At 34.3% G+C, this 20,727-nt stretch carries 19 protein-coding genes, 1 pseudogene and 1 other annotated feature; of the genes and pseudogenes, 6 read left to right on the forward strand and 14 right to left on the reverse strand.

The window, feature by feature from the left end; translation table 11 throughout:
* Positions 1-29: 29 nt before the first annotated feature.
* Together AB1284_RS11710 and rraA are read right to left on the reverse strand one after the other, a co-directional pair.
* Positions 30-1,682, reverse strand: coding sequence for a DUF4430 domain-containing protein (locus tag AB1284_RS11710; RefSeq protein ID WP_429749219.1), 1,653 nt, complete (start codon positions 1,680-1,682; stop codon positions 30-32).
* 462 nt (positions 1,683-2,144) lie between these two features.
* A complete protein-coding gene (gene rraA, locus AB1284_RS11715) occupies positions 2,145-2,630 on the reverse strand; it encodes a ribonuclease E activity regulator RraA (RefSeq protein WP_429749217.1) in 486 nt (161 codons plus the stop codon).
* A 121-nt stretch (positions 2,631-2,751) separates the two neighbouring features.
* Here rraA and ybaK point away from each other — a divergent pair, with 121 nt between their 5' ends.
* Entirely contained in the window at positions 2,752-3,225 is a 474-nt protein-coding gene (ybaK, locus tag AB1284_RS11720; RefSeq protein WP_429749216.1) for a Cys-tRNA(Pro) deacylase, read from the forward strand.
* A 344-nt stretch (positions 3,226-3,569) separates the two neighbouring features.
* Entirely contained in the window at positions 3,570-4,868 is a 1,299-nt protein-coding gene (locus tag AB1284_RS11725; RefSeq protein WP_429749215.1) for a histidine--tRNA ligase, read from the forward strand.
* Positions 4,869-5,094: 226 nt separating this feature from the next.
* Here the strand turns inward: AB1284_RS11725 and AB1284_RS11730 are convergent, their stop codons facing one another.
* The 11 genes and pseudogenes from AB1284_RS11730 to AB1284_RS11780 form a co-directional block, all read right to left on the reverse strand.
* The gene (locus AB1284_RS11730; RefSeq protein ID WP_429749213.1) at positions 5,095-5,703 is read right to left on the reverse strand and encodes a hypothetical protein; all 609 of its coding nucleotides are present in this window, start codon (positions 5,701-5,703) and stop codon (positions 5,095-5,097) included.
* Between the two features lie 238 nt (positions 5,704-5,941).
* A complete protein-coding gene (locus AB1284_RS11735; protein WP_429749211.1) occupies positions 5,942-6,706 on the reverse strand; it encodes an SDR family oxidoreductase in 765 nt (254 codons plus the stop codon).
* A 56-nt stretch (positions 6,707-6,762) separates the two neighbouring features.
* On the reverse strand, positions 6,763-8,418 hold the full coding sequence (locus AB1284_RS11740; protein ID WP_429749209.1) for a putative ABC transporter permease subunit: 1,656 nt from the start codon (positions 8,416-8,418) through the stop codon (positions 6,763-6,765).
* A complete protein-coding gene (locus tag AB1284_RS11745; protein WP_429749207.1) occupies positions 8,411-9,136 on the reverse strand; it encodes an ABC transporter ATP-binding protein in 726 nt (241 codons plus the stop codon). Before AB1284_RS11745 ends, AB1284_RS11740 begins: the two co-directional genes overlap by 8 nt.
* 242 nt (positions 9,137-9,378) lie before the next feature.
* The gene (locus AB1284_RS11750) at positions 9,379-9,573 is read right to left on the reverse strand and encodes a hypothetical protein (protein ID WP_429749206.1); all 195 of its coding nucleotides are present in this window, start codon (positions 9,571-9,573) and stop codon (positions 9,379-9,381) included.
* Between the two features lie 116 nt (positions 9,574-9,689).
* Positions 9,690-10,631 (reverse strand): ABC transporter permease subunit, encoded by a 942-nt coding sequence (locus AB1284_RS11755; RefSeq protein ID WP_429749204.1) that lies wholly within the window; start codon positions 10,629-10,631, stop codon positions 9,690-9,692.
* On the reverse strand, positions 10,632-11,501 hold the full coding sequence (locus AB1284_RS11760; protein ID WP_429749202.1) for an ABC transporter permease subunit: 870 nt from the start codon (positions 11,499-11,501) through the stop codon (positions 10,632-10,634).
* Positions 11,502-11,707: 206 nt separating this feature from the next.
* A pseudogene (locus AB1284_RS11765) lies at positions 11,708-11,839 on the reverse strand (tyrosine-protein phosphatase); the annotation flags it as partial.
* The gene (locus AB1284_RS11770) at positions 11,836-12,675 is read right to left on the reverse strand and encodes a hypothetical protein (RefSeq protein ID WP_429749200.1); all 840 of its coding nucleotides are present in this window, start codon (positions 12,673-12,675) and stop codon (positions 11,836-11,838) included. The pseudogene AB1284_RS11765 and the gene AB1284_RS11770, both read right to left, overlap by 4 nt.
* Positions 12,676-12,970: 295 nt before the next feature.
* A protein-coding gene (locus tag AB1284_RS11775; protein WP_429749199.1) for an IS3 family transposase occupies positions 12,971-14,319 on the reverse strand; the annotation gives its coding sequence in 2 pieces (ribosomal slippage) (positions 12,971-13,863 and positions 13,863-14,319; 1,350 coding nt in all).
* A 33-nt stretch (positions 14,320-14,352) separates the two neighbouring features.
* The gene (locus AB1284_RS11780) at positions 14,353-14,997 is read right to left on the reverse strand and encodes a GNAT family N-acetyltransferase (protein WP_429749197.1); all 645 of its coding nucleotides are present in this window, start codon (positions 14,995-14,997) and stop codon (positions 14,353-14,355) included.
* A 368-nt stretch (positions 14,998-15,365) separates the two neighbouring features.
* Here AB1284_RS11780 and AB1284_RS11785 point away from each other — a divergent pair, with 368 nt between their 5' ends.
* The 3 genes from AB1284_RS11785 (at position 15,366) to AB1284_RS11795 (ending at position 17,967) form a co-directional block, all read left to right on the forward strand.
* Positions 15,366-16,205 carry a DUF2785 domain-containing protein gene (locus tag AB1284_RS11785; RefSeq protein WP_429749195.1) on the forward strand — a complete coding sequence of 280 codons (840 nt, stop codon included), beginning with the start codon at positions 15,366-15,368 and terminating at the stop codon, positions 16,203-16,205.
* Between the two features lie 148 nt (positions 16,206-16,353).
* Entirely contained in the window at positions 16,354-16,803 is a 450-nt protein-coding gene (locus tag AB1284_RS11790) for an NUDIX hydrolase (RefSeq protein ID WP_429749193.1), read from the forward strand.
* A 204-nt stretch (positions 16,804-17,007) separates the two neighbouring features.
* A complete protein-coding gene (locus AB1284_RS11795; protein WP_429749192.1) occupies positions 17,008-17,967 on the forward strand; it encodes an NAD(P)H-dependent glycerol-3-phosphate dehydrogenase in 960 nt (319 codons plus the stop codon).
* Between the two features lie 211 nt (positions 17,968-18,178).
* Here AB1284_RS11795 and AB1284_RS11800 read toward each other — a convergent pair whose 3' ends face one another.
* Positions 18,179-19,150: a tryptophan--tRNA ligase gene (locus tag AB1284_RS11800; RefSeq protein ID WP_429754286.1), complete on the reverse strand. Its 972-nt coding sequence runs from the start codon at positions 19,148-19,150 to the stop codon at positions 18,179-18,181.
* A 56-nt stretch (positions 19,151-19,206) separates the two neighbouring features.
* Positions 19,207-19,420, reverse strand: a binding site (T-box leader).
* Between the two features lie 140 nt (positions 19,421-19,560).
* Here AB1284_RS11800 and AB1284_RS11805 point away from each other — a divergent pair.
* Complete coding sequence (locus AB1284_RS11805) at positions 19,561-20,715, forward strand: 1-deoxy-D-xylulose-5-phosphate reductoisomerase (RefSeq protein WP_429749190.1); 1,155 nt, start codon at positions 19,561-19,563, stop codon at positions 20,713-20,715.
* Positions 20,716-20,727: the final 12 nt, after the last annotated feature.

Raw genomic sequence — 20,727 nt, forward strand, 5'->3', positions numbered from 1 at the left:
TTAGGAGCAAATATTTGCTCCTAATTTCGTCAAGCTGCTTTTCTTCTCCAGATTACATATGCAGCGCCAATGCACAGTACGCCAAATGCAGCTGGCATAGCAGTATTTAATCCAGACATACCTGTTTCTGGTAAACTATGTTTTTCTACTTTCGCTTCCTTTTGTACAACTTGATCTTCTGCGGTCACAACAGGCTGTTTATCCGCTTGTTTTTGCTGCTCCTCTGTTACAGATTGATTATTACTAGTTGGTTGTTTCGGCTCTTCCGTTGAGTTATTCCCTTCATTAGTTGGTGTTGAAGCTTTTGTCCAATCGAAAATAGAACCTTTACCATTTAAATAGTTCTTATACTGAACAAGCGCTAACATCGCTTGCTCAGTTGCCATACTATCTTCCTCAGTATCAGTTGGCAACCATTTAAATCCACCATTCTCTAGTTGATAAGATAGTAAATTTTGAACCGTATTATAATTATTTTTTGTATATGTAGTACTTGTTGGATCTATGTCAGCTGCTGCAAGTCCAAGAACAACTTCTGCTACACTGTTAGCATTTTCTACACCACCGGATGTAAATCCACCTTTATCTGTCTGTGTACTCGCTAAATATTTCTTCGCTTTTTCTAATGCTTGCTTTACTGTCGCTTGATCTTGATATGGTGCTAATGCTGAGAAAACCATGCCAGTTACATCAGCATCACTTGGTTCCTCTAATTTCCCCATATACGCCCATCCGCCATCTGTATGCTGTGATTTTAAAATTGCATTTACTAATGTATCGCGGTTCCATTTCGCGTCAGCTGGCACGTCATATTTTTTTGTATCTAATGCAAGTAGACTAAAAGTATACCCTGTAATAGAATCTATTTTCTCAAAGTTATATAATTTTGAAATTAAGTTATTACCAGCAATATTTGTTGGATCACCTTCTACTGCTGAAACTGCTAAAATTGTACGTGCTAACTCAGTGGAAGAAAAGCTGTTTTCTTTCTCTTTAATACGCTCTGCTAATGATTTTAAATAGTTTGATTTTATCTCTTTAGAAACCTCTTGACCTGACTGAGCTAGACTAATCACTACCCAGTCACTATCTATACCATCTTTCATCATCTTTTGTGCAGTTTTTACAATTGCTTCATCAACTTGCTTCGTTAGATCACCTTTTGTAGGTTCCTGTGGTTTTGGTGTATCAGGTTTGTCTGTACCTGGTTTGTTTGTATCAGGCTGTTTCTTACATGTACCAAGCTCATCTAACACTTGCTGCAAAGTTTGCTGACTCATATTGTTCCAGTCTAAAACAAAACGATAAGCTACAACATCTCCAGCTTCTAGTTTATAGCTATCTGCCCCAACCATCGGAGATTTGTTATTCACTTCATAAGACCAGCCGCTCGTTTCACCAGCCATTAATCCATCAATACCTTTAACGTATACGCCATACTTCGTGTTTTCTGCCGTTACTTTACTCCCCATTTCTTTTTGCAGTAAACTATAGGCCGTTTCTCCGTCTTGAATTGCAACTTCTTTTGGACATAGCATAATTCCTTTTTGTGAATCCCCAACAATTGCTAACGTTGCTGTTTTACCTTCAGCAAAGACAATATGTACGGTATTTGCAAATGACGAGAAAACGAATGCAATCGTCATAAATGACATGAATAACCATTTTTTCATGTTTGCCATACTATTTATTCCTCCCTTTCCTAAAAATCGCATAAAAAAATACCCACAAAGGGCGCGCATAAACTCTCTTCAAACAAGGGTTCAATGGATGCACAGCACCTCTATCTCAGTAGGTTGTTGCATTTGCATAGGTAGGGTACCCAGCTTATGAAACAATAACTTTTTGCATCCTCCGATGAAAAATGTAAAAAGTCTTCTCATTTATAGTAGCGAAATAATATAGAAATTCCGCCAAAATCCCTCTTTTACATAGTGAAATACTATAGCCCTATATAATTCACAATATTACAAAATTCTGTACTATTTTACTATTTTTATATTTTTTTGTCTATCATTTCTCATATTTACTTTTTAAGCATACTAATATTCTTGGAACTCCCTTTTTAAAGTCTTATATTGATGTACATTTGTATCTGAAAATATTTCTATCATTATTTACATTCAAATTTCCTTTTCTTCACATCATGACTCATGATGAATCGCTTTTTTACATACAATCACACCATCTTCATCAACATAGACATAATCTCCTGGAATCCAAGAAACTCCCCCAAAGGAAACAGGAATATTTGTCTCTCCTTTCCCTTCTTTCACACTACGTTTTGGCATTGTTGCAATCGCTAGAATACCGAGTTCAATTTTACTAAGTTCTATACAATCACGAACACAGCCATATACAATAATGCCTGCTAATTCTCTTTCCCTTGCAATGTTTGCTAAATTATCACCAAGCAGCGCACAATTTATTGAGCCATCTCCGTCCACAACTAACACTGTACCCTTAGGTAACGTTTCTAGCGCTTGCTTTACAAGTACATTATCATCCTTTACTTTCACTGTTTCAATTTTTCCGTGAAACTGCTTTTTCTTTCCGTATGATTGAAACAGAGGCTTACATACTTGCACTTCAGTTTCATATTCATCATAAAGATCAGTCGTTCTCCACATCTTTTTCCCTCTTTTCTTTTCAAAATATATGTTACATATTCTTGTCCTTTCTCATTTTCCCTGTCTTATTTTGCGAAATTTTGTATACTAAAAAGAAGAAATAAAAAAGGAAGTGTGTAGAATGAGTACTAAAACAAACGCTTGTCGTTTATTAGATAAGCATAAAACTCCATATACAATACATGAATATGAGTGGGATGAGGAAAACTTAGATGCAAAACATGTTGCTAAACAAGTAGATTTACAATTAGAACAAGTCTTCAAAACCCTCGTCCTTCGCGGAGATAAAACTGGGGTAATAATGGCTTGTATACCTTCACATAAAGAACTCAATTTAAAAGCATTAGCGTCTGCAAGTAAAAACAAAAAAGTAGAAATGGTTCCAATGAAGGAAATACTAGGATTAACAGGATACATACGCGGCGGTGTTTCACCTCTTGGCGTGAAAAAAAATTATCCACTCTTTATTGACGAATCTGCTGCAATTTTAAACCCAATTAGCATTAGCGCCGGGAAAAGAGGCTTGCAAATCTTTATTAATGGTACAGACTTTATTAAAATAAGCAATGGCACACTTGCATCTATTACTTCATAAAAAATCTGTCTCATACATGAGGCAGATTTTTTACTCTTACTACATTTTTTTATAAAGTGAAACTTCCATATGTGAAAAGCTTACTGCCTGGCAGCAGCGAAATAAAAAATTATTTGATAATTCAAATTAAATTTGATATGATATTAAAAAATTTAAGGAGAGATTGCTTATGTTAAATCGTAATACTTCTTTCCAACTTCATCATCATACATAACGCCTTGTATCCGAAGAATTTTTTCTTCGTGGGTACAGGGCTATTCCTGTTACCCACGAAGCGACTATAAAGCTATGTGGGTATTTTTATACCTGCATAGCTTTTTTTATTTCCAAAAGGAGGAATAAACATGAATCTACAAAATGTAAAAGGAACAAAAGACTATTTACCAGAAGAACAAGTGCTACGAAATACAATTAAACGAACTTGTGAAGAAACATTTGAAGCTTACGGCTGTAAACCATTAGAAACTCCGATTTTGAATATGTACGATTTAATGGCTTATAAATATGGAGGAGGTGCTGAAATTTTAAAGGAAATGTATACCCTGCGTGACCAAGGAGATCGTGAACTTGCACTGCGTTACGATTTAACAATTCCTTTCGCAAAAGCTATAGCTATGAATCCAGAAATTCGTCTTCCGTTTAAACGTTATGAAATTGGGAAAGTATTTCGTAATGGCCCAATTAAACAAGGAAGATTTCGAGAGTTTATACAGTGCGATGTAGATATTGTTGGAGTTGAATCCGTTATAGCAGAAGCGGAATTAATAGTAATGGCTCTAGACATATTTAAAAAGTTAAGCCTAGATGTAACCATTCAATATAACAACCGCAAGCTATTAACAGGAATATTACAAGCCATACAGATACCTGAATCACAAATACAAGGTGTTATTTTATCTGTAGATAAATTTGAGAAAATCGGTATTGAAGGTGTAAGAAATGATTTAATAAATCGAGGAATACAAAGCGAAACTATTGATACATTATGTAAAACGTTGGAAACATGTATGTCTATGCAGCTCTCTGAGTTTGAAAAGGCATTCTCTAATTCACTTGTAAAGGAAGGAGTTACTGAACTTCAAGAACTTAAACAATACTTAATTGCACTTGGAATTGAATCTAATACAGTATTTTCTCCTTTTCTTGCAAGAGGTCTCACAATGTATACAGGAACGATTTATGAAATCTTTTTAACTGATGGCAGTATTACCTCTAGTATTGGCAGCGGTGGTCGTTATGATAATATTATCGGTGCATTTCGAGGCGATAATAAATCTTATCCAACAGTTGGAATTTCATTTGGTTTAGATGTCATATATACTGCTCTCTTACAAAAAGAACTTGCATCCCCTTCTGTCGATGTCTTTATCATTCCACTTAGAACACAAGCAGAATGTTTAAAAATTGCACACACACTGCGAACAAATGAAAATTTAAAAATAGAGCTTGAACTCACAGATCGTAAACTAAAACGAGCTCTTAACTATGCAAACAAAGAAAATATTCCATATGTGCTTATTATTGGTGAAGACGAAATAAATGCAAATGTCGCTGTTTTACGAAATATGGAGAAAGGGACTGAACAAACTATCCCGCTAGCTTGTATTGAAAATGGAACTTTAAAGCAATTTTTATATCGTTAACGAGTAGTTCTAGAGAACAAGAAGTGGGTAAAAATCGCCCCGCTTCTTATTAGTTAAACCCATCCCATATCTACTTCACCCATATACTTTATTAAAAAATTGTATTATGTATTTTACAACGAATCTTAACTAAAAATAAAAGAAGAAACGTACAAATCTGCTACGTTTCTCCTTTTATAACACGGATTATATATAAGAGAAGATTTATTTTCGCCTTCATTGCCAATTAAAGCTTATTCAAAAGTTGATTTAAATCTTGCTTTGTTTTCGTAGTTAGCGTTTTTATTTTCTTTAAATCTTGTTTTTGTTTGCCCATTTCAACAATTAGTGGGTATAAATTTAGCTCAATTGATTTATAATCGGATGCATGCTTTGTTTCAACTTCTTTCTCCACTACATCCCATTTATCAGTCAGCTGCTTTCCTAAATTATTTACAGTTTCTTGCTTAGGATTTGCTTTCAATTGCTTGTCCACTTCTTCTATTAACTGTACAACTTCTTTTACTCCACTTTTCATACTAGCATTTTGCTTTGCATTTGTTGATTTTGTTTCTTTTGTTCCGTTCTTGTCATTTTTCGTTTGTTCTGTATTCGTTGATTTCGTTTCAGTTTTCTCATTTGTTGCTTGTTCTGCACTTGTTGTTTTTGAGTCCTTCTCTTCATTTTTACTCGTATTTTTTTGTTCTGCGCTTGTTGTTTTCGCTTCTTCCTGAGCGTTTGTTTGTTCCTTTTTACTTTGGTTTGCTTGATCTTTCTCTGTTGAGGTACCACAAGCTGTAATGGAGAGCATAGCTCCAACTGCTAATGAAGCAATCGATATTTTTTTCAAATTCATAATAAGCCTCCTAAAATTACAATTTCACCTCCCAAATAGTTTTCTATATACTTCCAAAAACTCCTTTTTATTATTAATTAAAAATACAAGTTTCTCAATAAAGTGAAGCTTCCATCAGTGGAGTTTTCTTCATCCCGCACTGATTGTTAGTTGAATCAATCGGGCTTTTACGGGCAGTTATCCCCCATCTATCTTCTTCGCTTTTTTCTCAATCTTGAGGTGGGGTCTTACTGCCCGTTCATGCGGGATAAAATCCTCCCGTCGAATGAATAACCTGCCCCGTCACCCACGCTGCTTCTTCACTTGCTAAAAAAGCAATCAACTGCGCTGCATCCTTCGGCTCTCCAACCCTTCCTGTCGGAAATCTTGTTGCAAGATATTGTTTCATTTCTTCATTCATCCACCCTGTATTCGTTGGTCCTGGATTAACCGCATTTACTGTAATCCCCTTTTTCGCAGCAGCAGGTGCAACTGAAGCTGTAAATGTTTCAATAGCCCCCTTTGTTACAGCATATGCAAGCTCATCTGGCATCGGTCCTAAGGATTGTCCAGACGTAAGGTTAATAATTCTCCCGCCTTTTTCTTTTGTAAAATGCTTTATAAATAGTGAACTTAATAAAATTGGTGCTCTTACATTCACTGTATAATGTGAATCTAACTTTTCTACATCGATTGACTCATAATTTGTATTTACAGAATACGTAGCATTATTTACTAAAATTGTCGGCTCTCCCAAACGTTCAGATACCATATATAAAAAACGGTTCGGCGCATAAGACTGTGCCAAATTAATCTCAGTCATATTACAACGTACACCAAAACTTTCAACTTCTTCTTTTAATAAAAACGGTTCATCTCTTTCCATCCCCCAAGGCATCGCCTTATCATAGCGAGGCCAATAAGTAAAAAAGATATCTATCCCTTTCTGAGCCAATTCTTTGCACACAGCTGCTCCAATACCATGTAACCGCGTTGCACCTGTGACAATTGCAATTTTTCTCATAGCGACTTCTCCTCTCACATAATAAATCCTCTGTATAGTAACAGAGGATTTACGATTTATTTAATATTTGCTAGAATGCGTTCAGCACCGAGTTGTAAACTACGAGACACAATAACATTTACAATGGTAAAAACAACTAGGATACTTAAAAACATACCCCACATTCCAATTCCTAATAAGAAGAATAACGCACATACTCCACCTACAGTAAGACCAACTAATAATATATTAACAAGAAAATTCCAAAGCGTAGTATAACGACCTTTAAACATTTTTTGTTCGGTATCCCAGTGAATATCAGCTGTTTGCGCATCCCAGCGTGTACCAATTAAATTGTTTAACCATAACCCATTTGCACAAAGCAAGAACCAAAGTAAGATAAATACTGGTGACACACCGCCTATAAAGATAAGCACAAGACCAAAGATAGCTAAAATAGTGGTATTAATGAGCCAAGCTGTAAATACTTTCGCAAAGAAAATTCCTTCTGCCTTGACTGGTAAATAGCGATTGATAAACCAAGTGCGACCTTCTCTTGAAAAAGAAGTTGTCGCAATAACGTTTGATCCCATTAAAAACATGCCTGCACAAAAAGCAAGACCAAGCGCAAGACTTGCTGTTTCACTATCTTTTGCGAATTTATTTAACCAAGCTAAGTTACCATCTTGCACAAAAACAATAAAGAAAAACATAATTGGCATTACAAATGTTTGCACAATACAGTTAATAAAGAATTGTGGCGTGCGAATCAAAATACGAAACTCTTTTTTCACATATGCTTTCCAATGTGAATTTTGCACAGTAGCTTTATTAAAATTCTCAGAAGAAATCACTTCTTTTTTTGCAGTACTATTCGAAAGTCCAATAACTCCTTTTAAATATGTACGCTCCGCAATATAGAAAAACAATGCATAAAATGCCAATGAAATGGCAGCGAAAAGAAGTAAATATAAAATTCCTTTCCACGAAGTACTTTCTATTAACGCCATTGCACCAAAATATGTTGTCGGAAAATAATTTGTCATTTCTACTAGAAACGAAGATTGATTGTTTGCAAAATAATCTGCAGTCATTTGTCCAGACGCAGCACTTCTATTCTTCCATTGCATAAATATATTGATGCCAACAACCATCAACAACGTAAATAAGCCCATCAACATGTTGCTTCGATCTTTATTTTTTGCGATATTTGTATAACGCATAATGACTGTCATGAGAAGCGAAGCAAGAACTAACGGAATAATCGGGAAAAATATGTAAACAATTAAAACGTAAACATAATATGTAATAAAAGCACCACTTTGCAATCCATACACAATGAAGACTGGAAATAAAACAAACGAAGCCATCACATATTGTGTAATTAAAACTGTAATAAATTTCGCAGTAATAATATGGGCTGGCTGAAGTGGTAATGGTAATAACATTTCAACATCATCACTATAATAAAATACCGTTAAAATTGTCGTAATACTAACTACAAATATCCATATACTAGCGATAGCTAACCCCATACCAATAAGTAAGTTTTCTTGACCAACTTGTTTTAATCCCACGTACATTCCATTTGCAAGCGGACCGATAAACAGAAATCCAACACACATAAGACCAAAAAATGAAAATAAATATACAGCACGCTTCTTCTTATCGGTTAACATGTCAGCATAATTCATTTTTAATAATATTTTTGTTAACATCCAAATTTTATTCATTTCCCGTCATCTCCAAGAACATTTTTTCAAGAGATTCATTAGATTCAAAGTGCTCTCGTATTTCTGCTAAATTTCCTTGAAATTGAAGTGTTCCTTTATTAATAATCGCAACTTGATCACATAATTTTTCAGCTACTTCTAGCACGTGTGTTGAAAAAAACACCGTTTTCCCTTTATCAGCGTGTTCACGCATCATTTGTTTTAATATAAATGCCGACTTTGGATCCAATCCTGTCATTGGCTCATCTAAAATCCAAACATCTGGATCATGCAAAAGAACTCCAATAATAATAATTTTTTGGCGCATTCCATGTGAATAACTTTGAATTTGGTCAGACAATGCACTGTACAAATCAAAACGCTCTGCTAATGTTCGAATCTTTTCCTGGCGCACGTCTTTCGGAACATCGTACATATCCGCCATAAAATTTAAATATTCAATCCCTTTTAAGCGTAAAAACATATCGGGACTGTCAGGAACATACCCAAATAACTTTTTCGCTTCAAGCGGCTCTTTTGTAATGTCTTTTCCATTTACAGAAATCGTCCCGCTATCAAGAGAGTGAATACCCGTTATCATCTTAATTGTCGTTGACTTCCCTGCACCGTTTGGACCTAAAAAACCAAATATCTCTCCGCTTGGTACTGTTAAATTCATATCTTTAACTGCGAATGTACTACCATTATAACTCTTTGATACATTAATAATTTCAATCATTAATATCCATTCCTTCCTTTGTTTACCAAAAATCTACGACTTAATTATAGCATAATATTTTTTTATTTTTATAACTTTTCAGATTCATTAATGATTAATATCTTAGGATTTATCATTTTCAACTTACATACTTTATTAAAAATGATAAAAATCGAAGTGAATTATTTCTAAAAAATCAATAACAAAAGAAAGAGAGTGCTAATATGTTGCACTCTCTTTCTTTTTCTACTACACCTTATTTTTTATCCATAAAAAAATATATACAAAGCTAATCCAACTACCAAAATGACCCCTAGAAAAAGATAAATGATAGAAAGTCTCGCTATATTCCCTTTTGTCGAAGTCCCATAATCTTCTTGCTCACTTTTCCCAACCATTATCGTTCCAATAACCGTTAATCCTACTATTATCATCATTACTAATATCCATTTTAGCATATCCCTATCCCCTCCCTTAGTTACGGATTTTATACTATTTATAGTGTTAACAACGCGGATATATTTGTGAATATTTTGATCATTAACAAAATAACTATAAATGCTATTCTCTTAATTCATTTAGCATCTTTTTTCATAACAATCGGTTTTGTTTGTACGCGTTCAATTGCTCCCGCGATAAGCTGCAATGCAAAAATCGTAAATGTTAGAAAGAGAATAGGTCCACCAACAACCCACGGTGTAACAAAGAATAATTTATATTGCTGTCCAATTATCCCAGCCCATTCATAAGACAGCGTTTTGACAGGTTCTTGCATTGGACTATAATCAATCCAAGTTCCACCAAAAAAAAGCTGCAATAAACCTAGATGGATTAACATAAGAAGCACTTGAATAACTTGTTGTACGCATTGCAAAATCAATCTCGGAAAAATATGTGGCAAGATATGAGTACACAACATATGAAACTTACTTCCACCTAAAATTTTTGCTGCTTCCATGAATTCTTTATTCCACATGTTTTGAACGTCTTTTGCAATAAAAATGGTTAACGGTGGCAGTGCTAAAACTGTTAAAATTATAATTTCAAACATGGCCCGCTTCCAAAAAGGATTTGGGAATCCGTCAATTGGCATCTTTAGTACATTCACAAGTAAAAAATATGCAATAATTGTGAGTGGAACGACATGTAAGCCATCAAATAAACTTTCTAATAACTGTATTCCTTTTTTAAACCATAGTCCGAAAACTATTCCAAAAATCATAGAGATCATCATTCGTAATATAGAAACGATACATGCAATACTAATCGTAAATTTTGCTCCTTGAATCACCATATGCAACACATCTCTGCCACTTTTATCAGTACCAAGAGGTATCGTCCAAGAAGGTGCGAAAGGAGCTGCACCAATTAATTCTCTTTCATTATTATATAGAGCTGTAATATACCTTACTTCTCCACCATTCCAAATCGTATTTGCAACACTTGCGCTTAGCAAGAGGAATAAGAAACTAAAACCAATTATAAACCCCTTATCTTTCCATACATTCATCCACATTTATTTTCCCTCCGTCATAACTGTTGGTACAAACCATTTATAGAAGGTAAATAGTATAAGGAATGGAATGTACAATAAAAAGAACCCAACAAAAAAGACTTCAGATGTAGGATATTGTAATAGAAATGATAATAAGCCATTCACATTAAATACATATTCTATTAAGATTAAATTCGATAACATGAACCATACAATCGTTTTTCCATACGCCATAAGATGAAGAAAAATGTTACGTAAAATATGATGAAATAAAATATACATCTCTCCAAATCCTTTTGCCTTCGCATACTTCACGTATTCTTTCTCTATCTCTTCCCTAATAAGTTGTAATAAGATTTTCACAAACAAAAAAGTGACAGGTATGGAAAGACAAACTACAGGTAAGAAAATGCTTTTCGTTTCTCCAATGGAAGCAATTTGAAAAATCATTATATTTGTTTGCTGAAAAGTCCAAACTACTATGAATTGGAAAGAAATAATGATCAATATATCTGGTAACGACTCTAAAAATATAAACAAAGCTACTATTTTACGAGAAATAGAATGAGGTAAACGTAAGATGATCACTGTAAGAAGAAATGAACCGAAAGATGCTATACAAAGTGCTAATAATAAAATAACAACTGTCTGTTTATACTGAAGTAAAATTTGCGGAAACAATGGACGCGAGATATTTTTTGTTACATATGTAAGATCACTAAAGTGAAGCAATTTGTTACAAAGAAAACGAATCTCTTCTATGTATGATGGAATATGAATCTTCATACCAACAAATAAACTTGGCAATGCACTAATTAAAATCATACCGATACAAGTAAGTAAAAGCTGTATACATAATAACCCAACTCTTCTTCCCAAAGTAGCTACCATAACCCCTCCTAACTTCTTAATTCCCACAATAATTTTACCATAAATAACCAATACGCGTAATATGTATTTTTATATATATATAAAGTTGTAATTTTACTACATGAAAACTAGTAGGATAAAAAAGAGAAGGGCTAAAAATCGATTTCATCGCTTTTTAGCCCCTCTCTCTCCCTTATATCTTATCTTTCTTCTAACAATAGATCACGTTAAGCTTCTAACTGTTCTTTCGTAAAACCAATCCCTTTTTCAGTATATTGCTCCACAGAACCATACACATTGCTAATTTCATCAACTGCTGCTTGTAAATATTCCACTCTAAGCTCAAACATCGCACTTAAAAAGAAAAGATTTCTTGTATATTTGTAAAGGACGTGCACGGCGCCCCTCGAAATACATACGCAATTTGTTCATCCCCAAAATCTTGATATACAACTGTACCTCTTTGGGGATGCACATAGTATTCACAGTTTCCAATCTTTTGCGGGGAACTATAGTTTCTGATCCATGAAGATACAGGACGATAGCTATAATTTGTATGCCGACATGCCCATAGAGCATATAGCTGCTCTTTTGTATCCCAGTATATATACTGTGTTTCATGATTACCAAAACCAACAGACTCTAGCTCCCATGTACATGGTACTAAAAGCGGTAATGGTGCAAAGTCTTTTTCTTCTGGAGGACACCATATAGAACAACGGTTAATTTCTCCCATGCCATCTTCTGTATGAGCTTGAAAACTCAAACGATGAAAGGGTAATTTTATTTGTTGTTTTGCTGTCTCTAATTCAAATGGTTGTAATCCATACAAAAATCCCTCCATCTGATGTTGTTCTATAGCTCCATCATCAATAGAAATTTCAATTTGCATTTTCCACTTAGAAGTGACGTAACTATCGTTCCCTTTATAATTTATACCACGCCAATATGTTAGTGTGTTATATCGAAAACACTCGCCCTGCCCCTGATACAAACAACTATCAGGAAAAGTCGGTTCCATAATATCCAGAAAAAACTGTTTCACACGAAACATTCCTGTAGGTGTTATCACCTGAAACCAATACGTTTCCCACTCTTTTCCCTCCTGGCGTTGTGATATGTGTTCCACATGCCAGCCTGGAAGTAAAAATTCGGGATATAACGGAATTATTCTTTTAAATGTTTGTTTTAACACACAATTCCCCCCTTGATTTATCCCGTAAAGACCCAATTCGATTTGATGAACTTTCCATGAGCGGGAGATGAAGCCTCTCCACTCACGGAAGTTTCACTTTATTTCTTTAAATACTTCGAAGGGGAGCTCTATTTATCCTTGTCCAATCACCCTTGTATATTTCTCCATCTTCCCTAACTGTATACAGTTGTTGTTTGAAAACACTCGTTTCATAGTATCGTTCATCTCATCTGTGCTACCAATGTAATAAGAAGCACCTATTTCTGAAGTGAACCCAAAAAGTTAGACACATATTTTAAGCAACTAATGAGGAATGCGTTCTGTATTGTACAGGACTCATTCCTTTTAATTTTGTTTTAATTCGGTCATGATTGTAGTAGTGAATATATTTTTCTAATTCTAATTTAAAATGTTCCATACTTTCGAACTCTTGTAAGTAGAGTAATTCAGACTTTAATAAGCCAAAGAAATTTTCGATGACTGCGTTATCTAAACAATTCCCTTTACGAGACATACTTTGTGTAATTCCTTTTTCTTTCAATACATGTTGGTATTCCTTCATTTGATAGTGCCATCCTTGATCCGAGTGGAGGATAGGAAATTCACCATTTTTTAATTGTTGAAAAGCCTTATTCAACATCTTTGAGACTAATGGGTAAACAGGACGTTTCTCTATGTTATACGCAATAATTTCACCATTATATAAATCAAGTATCGGGGATAAATACAACTTCTCACCATGTATGTGGAATTCTGTCACATCTGTAACCCATTTCTCATTTGGTTTCGTTGCTCCAAAATCACGTTTTAGTATGTTTGGTGCAATATTACCAACTTTCCCACGATATGAGCGATACTTCTTCATACGGACAAGAGATTTTAAATTCATTTCGCTCATTAAGCGACGAACTGTTTTGTGATTTAATATGATACCTTGATTGCGTAATGTCCATGTAATACGACGATAGCCATATCGACCTTGGTGCTTATGAAAAATCTGTTGGATCATTTCTTTCACTTCGTGATATTTATCTGGGCAATCCATTCGTTTCACCCAGTAATAATAGGTACTGCGCGGAATATCAGCGACTTTTACTAAGTCAATGATTTTAAATTCGTGCCTCAACTCATAAATTATTTGCGCTTTGTCTTGTTCTGTGACTTTTCCTTTTCTTGAATTAAGGCATGTAACTTTTTTAAATACGCATTCTCCATACGTAATCTCTCAATTTCCGCTTTTAATGCTTCTTCTGATCCTTCTACTTGTTGATTGTTCTCTGGCTTCTTTTTCATAGGTGGACGCCCCTTTTCCTTTGGTTGAAGAGCGTCAATCCCTTGTGTTTCAAATAAATGTTTCCACTTCCACACAGTGCTAGAAGTAGGAATATTAAATACCGTAGTAGCTTCTGCGATGGACGCTCCCATCTCGCTTATAAATTTAAGTACGTCCATTTTAAACTCAACAGAGTAATTTGTATATGTCTTTTGAAGACCTGCCAATCCATGTTTTTTAAACTTAGCTACCCATTTTTTTAACATCGTCATATCTACACAATGTTTTTGAGCTATATCTTTAAAGGATTCTACGCTGTTAAGATAATCGGTAACGGCAGATAACTTGGTTTCTAAAGAGTATCTTGTCATAAAAAAACTGCACCTCCAATTGTTAGACTGTGTCTAACAATTGGGGTGCAGTTCATTCTTTAAAATGTACAGTGCTTTTTCATGCAGCATTGTCCCGTATCGTTTACCACGCATATTCGGAACAATACCAAGGTAAAACAATCGTCCTTCTTCTATCGTACCTGGCTCTATATGTGGAAGAATAACTCCTACTGGATCGTCTTCTTGAAAAGCGACTAAACAATGTTCATTCCATCTGCCGCCAATTTCTGTTTGAAAAGCATATAATAATTGATCTATAGATAATGTTTCTTTCGTATTTAAAGAAAATTGCATAGACTCCAGCCAAATTGTTTTAAATACGTCTTCTCCTACTTCATCTATTGTTTTCAGCGTTAACCGTACTTCCACATCTGTAACATCGGATAAATCTTTCAGCACCGTAACACAACTTTTTTGATGCTGGAATTGCAAACTCTGAAACACCTCTTCATAATGTGTATAATTTGGACTTTTTGATGAAATAACGAAATGTAAATGTAAAACCTCTTTACCCATTGCTTTTTCAATCCAATATTGTACAATCTCTGTAACTTGTTCCTTTGTATAGGAAACTATATTATTTTCTTCAATTGTAATATACTGCGGTTCTCCTACCAATACTTTAAAATCTCGTTCCATATTAACGAATTGATTCATTCTTTAACCTCTTTCTGTAAAATTTTTAAAATAACATATTTTCTATTGCATGAGCAGGAGTTTTTATGAATATGTAGAATATTAGACATTTAATGTTTATAACGTAAAAATTCTACTAATAAAAAATTTCTTCATCCTTCATCAATAATTAACCTGAACAATTAGGCTTTTATAAAGTGAAACTTCTATCAGTAGTTTTTTTCATCCCCGACTAATGGAAAGCCCACTCAGTCGGGCACATACCAGCAGTTATCTCCCATCTATCTTTCTCGTCTCTTTATAATCTTGAGGTGGGGGCTTACTGCCCGTTAATGCGGGATAGACACTAGAGTGTCTTATCGATAAAGCTATAACGAGGGGGAGCACCATTGAATACCATTATGTTGCAGCAATTACTAGAAACCATTCAAAAAAACGGATATTTACTACCTCAAAATATAGATTTAAATCAATTAAGCTTACATATGCTAGAGCATATCGGAACATTAGACGGCAACTTACGTGATCAACTGATTTATTCTACATTTTCTCATTTTATTTCACGTGATTATTTTCATGAAGCTCAGTTAGAAAAATTACTGATACTAACTTTAGAAGAAAACTATTTATTTTATGGCATCACTTCAGATAACACAAATAGTGTGTTTACACGTTCTTTTACAACATTATTAATTGCATTAATAATATGCGCAGATAATAGAACAAACTTTTTAACAGAAGAAACTATTATTACCGTAAAAGAAAAATTAGTAGACTATATGAACCAGGAAATTGATTTACGAGGATACATACAACCTTACGGGTGGGCACATAGCATCGCCCATGCATCAGATGCTTTCGATGCCCTTATTCATAATCAAAAATTATCATCACAATATTATGACGAACTAACACATTGCCTTTTAAATAAAATATTCGTTTATTCCATTGTATATCATTTTGATGAGGATGAGCGTATTATTACCCCTCTTCTTTCTATGATATCTCTCGGTTTCTCGCAAAAGCAGCTATTCGATACAATTCGCGTCAAACTAAACTTGCTGCCACTATTTAAATCGAGACTTCCAATCAATGAATATTGCAATTTATGTTCAAATGTAAAAACTTTCTTGCGTAGTTTATATTTTAGAACAGTAAATAATCTTCAATTTACTTATATAACATCACAAGCAGAGGTGATGTTAAAAGAACTACCAACATTTTATTAAAATACGGAGGAAAAAGGCATTATTTTAGCAACATGTCAGGCAAGATCAGGTCATTCTGTTCCAATTTTAGAAAAGTTAGGATTTACTACATACGAAACATACTTACAATTTGCACGTATGTAATATAAACAAAGGAAAAGGTGTATATATGGGATATATTGAAGAAATGCGCAGCCTAGTTGGAAATCGTCCACTCATTTTAATAGGTTCACATGTAATTATACTAAATGAAAACAATGAAGTACTCCTTCAGCTTCGCAGTGATTTCAATTGTTGGGGCATAATTGGTGGTGCACTTGAATGCGGTGAGACGCTAGAAGAAGCCGCTAAACGAGAAGTTTATGAAGAAACAGGTTTACTTGTTAAGCATTTAGAACTATTTCAAAATTTTTCTGGGAAAGAATTCTTCAATGTTTACCCAAATGGAGATCAAGTATATGGAGTTCTCGCCACATATATTTGTCGTGATTTTGAAGGAACATTACGTATCGATCACAATGAATCAAAAGATTTGCGATTCTTCCCTATTCATGATCTTCCTACAAATTTAGGATCATTACATAAATTAATTTTAGACACTTTTTTAATAAGTATATAAATGAAAGGTATGTATATATTTTTATATAAAGCTCTCAAAAGAGAAAAAGACTTAATCCCTGTAAAAAATGGGATTAGTCTCTTTGTTTACTACGTATAATGATATGTTATGTAAACTTCATATGTATAGAGTATGCAAAAGGAATTCCCCTTCCTGAGTACAAAAGTAATAGGGAATTATATAATTATTTTCTAAGGAGTCTATATGAAAATTAGTGTTTTAGGAAACGGTAGATGGGGTAGTTTTTTAGCATGGTATTCTTCAAAAATAGGTCATGATGTTTTGATATGGGGAAGAGAAGATTCAAGAAATTTCCATAATTTAATTAAAACCAGAAAGAATCAATATCTAACTTTACAACCAGAAATTAAATTTACAACTTCTCTTAACGAAGCAATATCTCATTCAGATATTGTTATCATATCAATCAATTCCCAATATTTAAGGGGCTTGTTAAAAAAAGTATCTACAACAAATTTTTACGATAAGATTTTCACACTAAATATGAAGGGACTTGAAATTGATACAGGTAAAAGACTTACTCAAATAGCTAAGGAAGAATTAGGTGTAAATTTAAAAGTTGCAGCTTGGGTTGGACCCGGACATGTACAAGACTTTATTAATGGAGTTCCAAATTGTATGGTAGTATCATCAGATTCACCGGCTATAACTGATTTTGTTATAAGTGCTTTTTCAAGTAAACTGATAAGATTTTACTCAAATCCAGATTTAATTGGTACTGAGATTGGAGCTGCATTGAAAAATGTATTTGGTATCGCAGCTGGAATGCTTGATGGTTTAAACCTGACAAGTCTAAAAGGACCATTAATAGCACGCGGCCCCTTTGAAGCTTCAAGACTAATAAAATATCTTGGAGGTAATGAACTAAGTGCATATGGATTGGCTCATTTAGGGGATTATGAAGCGACAATATTCTCAAAACACAGTCATAATAGAACTTTCGGAGAATCATTCGTAACAAATAAACAGTTTGATTATCTCGCTGAAGGTCTTTCAACTTTGCAATCCCTAAACAATATGTATATCCCCAAAATAGAGCTCCCAATCATTGAGTCACTGAATGATATTATCATTCATAGAGTGGATCCTTTAAATACATTAAATGACTTATTTATGAGACCACTTAAGAATGAGTTTTATTGAATAAATCACTTGAAAAATATACTCATTGACTTCCGATAACACTAATTATGTGAATAAAAAGTCCCTTCAGTTCTTCTGAAGGGACTTTTAAAGGTTTTGCGATACTTTGATTTTATGTTAACAAAAGGTGCTTTCATGTACAGAAAACACCTTTTCAATCTACAACTATTTTTTAATAAGACAAAAGGGACGAAATCTTTTCCTTTTAACACTAACACCCAATCCGTTTTTTTATTTCCACTAAATTCTCCTTAGCAATTTCCCTTGCGCGTTCTGCTCCTTTTTTGAGTGCTTCCTGAAGCAACTGCGGTTCACTCATATACATTTCATATTTCTTTCTTGGCTCCTCTAATTCACGATTAATAACTCGAAGTAGCTCTTTTTTTACATCCCCCCAGCCGATGCCTGTTGCGTATTGTTCTTTCATAATTGTAACTTCCTCAGCTGTCGCAAACTCTTTATACAACATAAATAATGTTTCAAGTTCCTTCGGTTCACTTGGTAAAGATGAATCCGTTTTAATCTTGAAAATAAGCTTTTTCAACTTTTCTGGCTCCTCAAATAGCGGAATAACATTTCCATAGCTTTTACTCATTTTCCGTCCGTCAAGACCTGGTACAATTGCCCCTTCTTCTTGAATGATATACTCTGGCAATATAAAAATTTCACCGAATGCATTATTAAAATACGTTGCGATATCTCTCGCAATTTCTACATGCTGAATTTGATCTTTTCCAACTGGAACATAGTTTGATTGAAATAATAAAATATCAGCAGCCATTAAAATTGGATACGTATATAATCCCATGTTTACACCAGTATCTGCATCTATCCCTGCTTCTATATTTTGATCAACCTTTGCCTTATAAGCATGCGCTCGGTTCATTAAACCTTTTGGAGTAAGACAAGCTAAAATCCAATACAATTCTAAAATTTCTGGTACATCTGATTGACGATAAAAAATTACATGCTCATCTAAACCTAATGATAACCATGTTGCTGCTACTTCCTTCGTATATTCACGAAATTTCATTGGATCTTGCACTGCATTTAATGCATGATAATCAGCAATAAAATATAATGCCTCTCCTTCTCTCTGTTTAGAAAGCTGTAAGGCTGGTTTAATTGCTCCAATATAATTTCCAAGATGCGGATGTCCAGTTGGTTTAATTCCTGTTAACATAACATTTTTATTCACAACTACCCCTCCTTTATCACGCAAAAAAGTCCCTCAATCCTAAAAAGGACGAGGGACTCCCGCGGTACCACCTTTATTAGCTACAAATACATAGCTCTCTTTACAATTCGAATAACGTCGAAATAACCGTCATAGCCTACTCAGTTCAGCATGAAGCTCCAGAGTCCATTCCATATTTTTCTCTTACTGATTCCCACCAAACATCAGCTCTCTGTAAAGTTCCAAATATGTACTCTTCCCCATCATCACTTTTTCTTTTGAATTTTCCTTATTATACCATAGTTATTTTTCATATAAAAGAGAACTTTCTGTCTTATTATGCAGGAATTTTCTTTTTTTTATCTAATTAGATAAAGGTTTACGGAAAGGATTCATACAACTATGGAGGATTTATTATGGTAAAATACATTTCAATTCTTGGATCAACTGGCTCTATTGGGACATCAGCACTAGATGTAGTCGCTGCTCACCCAGAACACTTTCAAATTATAGGGCTAAGCGCAAATCAAAATATTGATATGCTAGAACAACAAATACAAACATTTCAGCCGCGCATTGTAAGTGTGAGTACAAAAGAATTAGCACATACACTGCGCTCACGAATTTCTACTCAAACAAAAGTGGTATATGGAGATGAAGGATTAATTGAAGTTGCTACGCATCCTGATAGTAATCTTGTTTTAACTTCTGTCGTTGGTATAGCAGGACTACTTCCAACAATCGAAGCACTAAAAGCAAAAAAAGACATTGCAATCGCTAATAAAGAAACGTTAGTTGCAGCTGGACACATTGTTACAGAATTAGCAAAGAAAAATCATTGTCGCCTTATTCCTGTAGATAGTGAGCATTCTGCTATTTTCCAGTGCTTAAATGGTGAAAATTATAAAGAAATTGAAAAGTTAATTGTAACAGCGTCTGGCGGTGCATTCAGGGGTAAAACACGCGAAGAAATGGCACTGCTCAAAGCGAAAGATGCGTTGAAACATCCAAATTGGCTAATGGGAGCAAAATTAACAATTGATTCTGCAACATTACTAAATAAAGGGTTTGAAGTAATGGAAGCGCGCTGGCTATTTGATGTTCCCTACGAAAAAATCGATGTTATGATTCATAAAGAAAGCATTATTCATTCCCTTGTAGAATTTGTAGATGGCTCTATTATGGCTCAGCTCGGAGCACCTGATATGCGAATGCCTATTCAATATGCATTCCACTATCCATCGCGTTTACCATCTGCCTTCAAAAAATTAAATTTATTAGAAGTTGGCAGCTTGCATTTTGAAAAACCTGATTTAGAGAAATTCCCTTGTCTCCACTACGCTTATGAGGCTGGGAAAGTTGGTGGCACAAAACCAGCTGTACTAAATGCTGCGAATGAAATTGCAAATGCTTTATATTTACAAGACAAGATTTCATTTTTTGACATCGAAAGAACAATCTATTCTACATTAGAAGCTCATCATAATATTGCTAATCCTTCATTAGAAGAGGTATTAGCAACTGACCGATGGGCACGTCAATATGCTAATGAATTACTTGTAAAAAATTAAAACTGGTTATAC

The sequence above is a fragment of the Bacillus sp. S2(2024) genome (assembly GCF_050474045.1).
GTDB lineage: Bacteria > Bacillota > Bacilli > Bacillales > Bacillaceae_G > Bacillus_A > Bacillus_A yunxiaonensis.

Excerpts from the sequence above, each read along its gene's own strand:
- AB1284_RS11735 (WP_429749211.1), bottom strand. The coding sequence starts at position 6,706 with ATGAGAAAAATTGCAATTGTCACAGGTGCAACGCGGTTACATGGTATT.
- AB1284_RS11805 (WP_429749190.1), top strand. The coding sequence starts at position 19,561 with ATGGTAAAATACATTTCAATTCTTGGATCAACTGGCTCTATTGGGACA.
- ybaK (WP_429749216.1), top strand. The coding sequence starts at position 2,752 with ATGAGTACTAAAACAAACGCTTGTCGTTTATTAGATAAGCATAAAACT.
- AB1284_RS11750 (WP_429749206.1), bottom strand. The coding sequence starts at position 9,573 with ATGCTAAAATGGATATTAGTAATGATGATAATAGTAGGATTAACGGTT.
- AB1284_RS11725 (WP_429749215.1), top strand. The coding sequence starts at position 3,570 with ATGAATCTACAAAATGTAAAAGGAACAAAAGACTATTTACCAGAAGAA.
- AB1284_RS11710 (WP_429749219.1), bottom strand. The coding sequence starts at position 1,682 with ATGGCAAACATGAAAAAATGGTTATTCATGTCATTTATGACGATTGCA.
- AB1284_RS11755 (WP_429749204.1), bottom strand. The coding sequence starts at position 10,631 with ATGTGGATGAATGTATGGAAAGATAAGGGGTTTATAATTGGTTTTAGT.
- AB1284_RS11800 (WP_429754286.1), bottom strand. The coding sequence starts at position 19,150 with ATGTTAACAGGAATTAAACCAACTGGACATCCGCATCTTGGAAATTAT.
- AB1284_RS11740 (WP_429749209.1), bottom strand. The coding sequence starts at position 8,418 with ATGAATAAAATTTGGATGTTAACAAAAATATTATTAAAAATGAATTAT.
- AB1284_RS11760 (WP_429749202.1), bottom strand. The coding sequence starts at position 11,501 with ATGGTAGCTACTTTGGGAAGAAGAGTTGGGTTATTATGTATACAGCTT.
- rraA (WP_429749217.1), bottom strand. The coding sequence starts at position 2,630 with ATGTGGAGAACGACTGATCTTTATGATGAATATGAAACTGAAGTGCAA.
- AB1284_RS11780 (WP_429749197.1), bottom strand. The coding sequence starts at position 14,997 with ATGAATCAATTCGTTAATATGGAACGAGATTTTAAAGTATTGGTAGGA.
- AB1284_RS11745 (WP_429749207.1), bottom strand. The coding sequence starts at position 9,136 with ATGATTGAAATTATTAATGTATCAAAGAGTTATAATGGTAGTACATTC.
- AB1284_RS11790 (WP_429749193.1), top strand. The coding sequence starts at position 16,354 with ATGGGATATATTGAAGAAATGCGCAGCCTAGTTGGAAATCGTCCACTC.
- AB1284_RS11795 (WP_429749192.1), top strand. The coding sequence starts at position 17,008 with ATGAAAATTAGTGTTTTAGGAAACGGTAGATGGGGTAGTTTTTTAGCA.
- AB1284_RS11730 (WP_429749213.1), bottom strand. The coding sequence starts at position 5,703 with ATGAATTTGAAAAAAATATCGATTGCTTCATTAGCAGTTGGAGCTATG.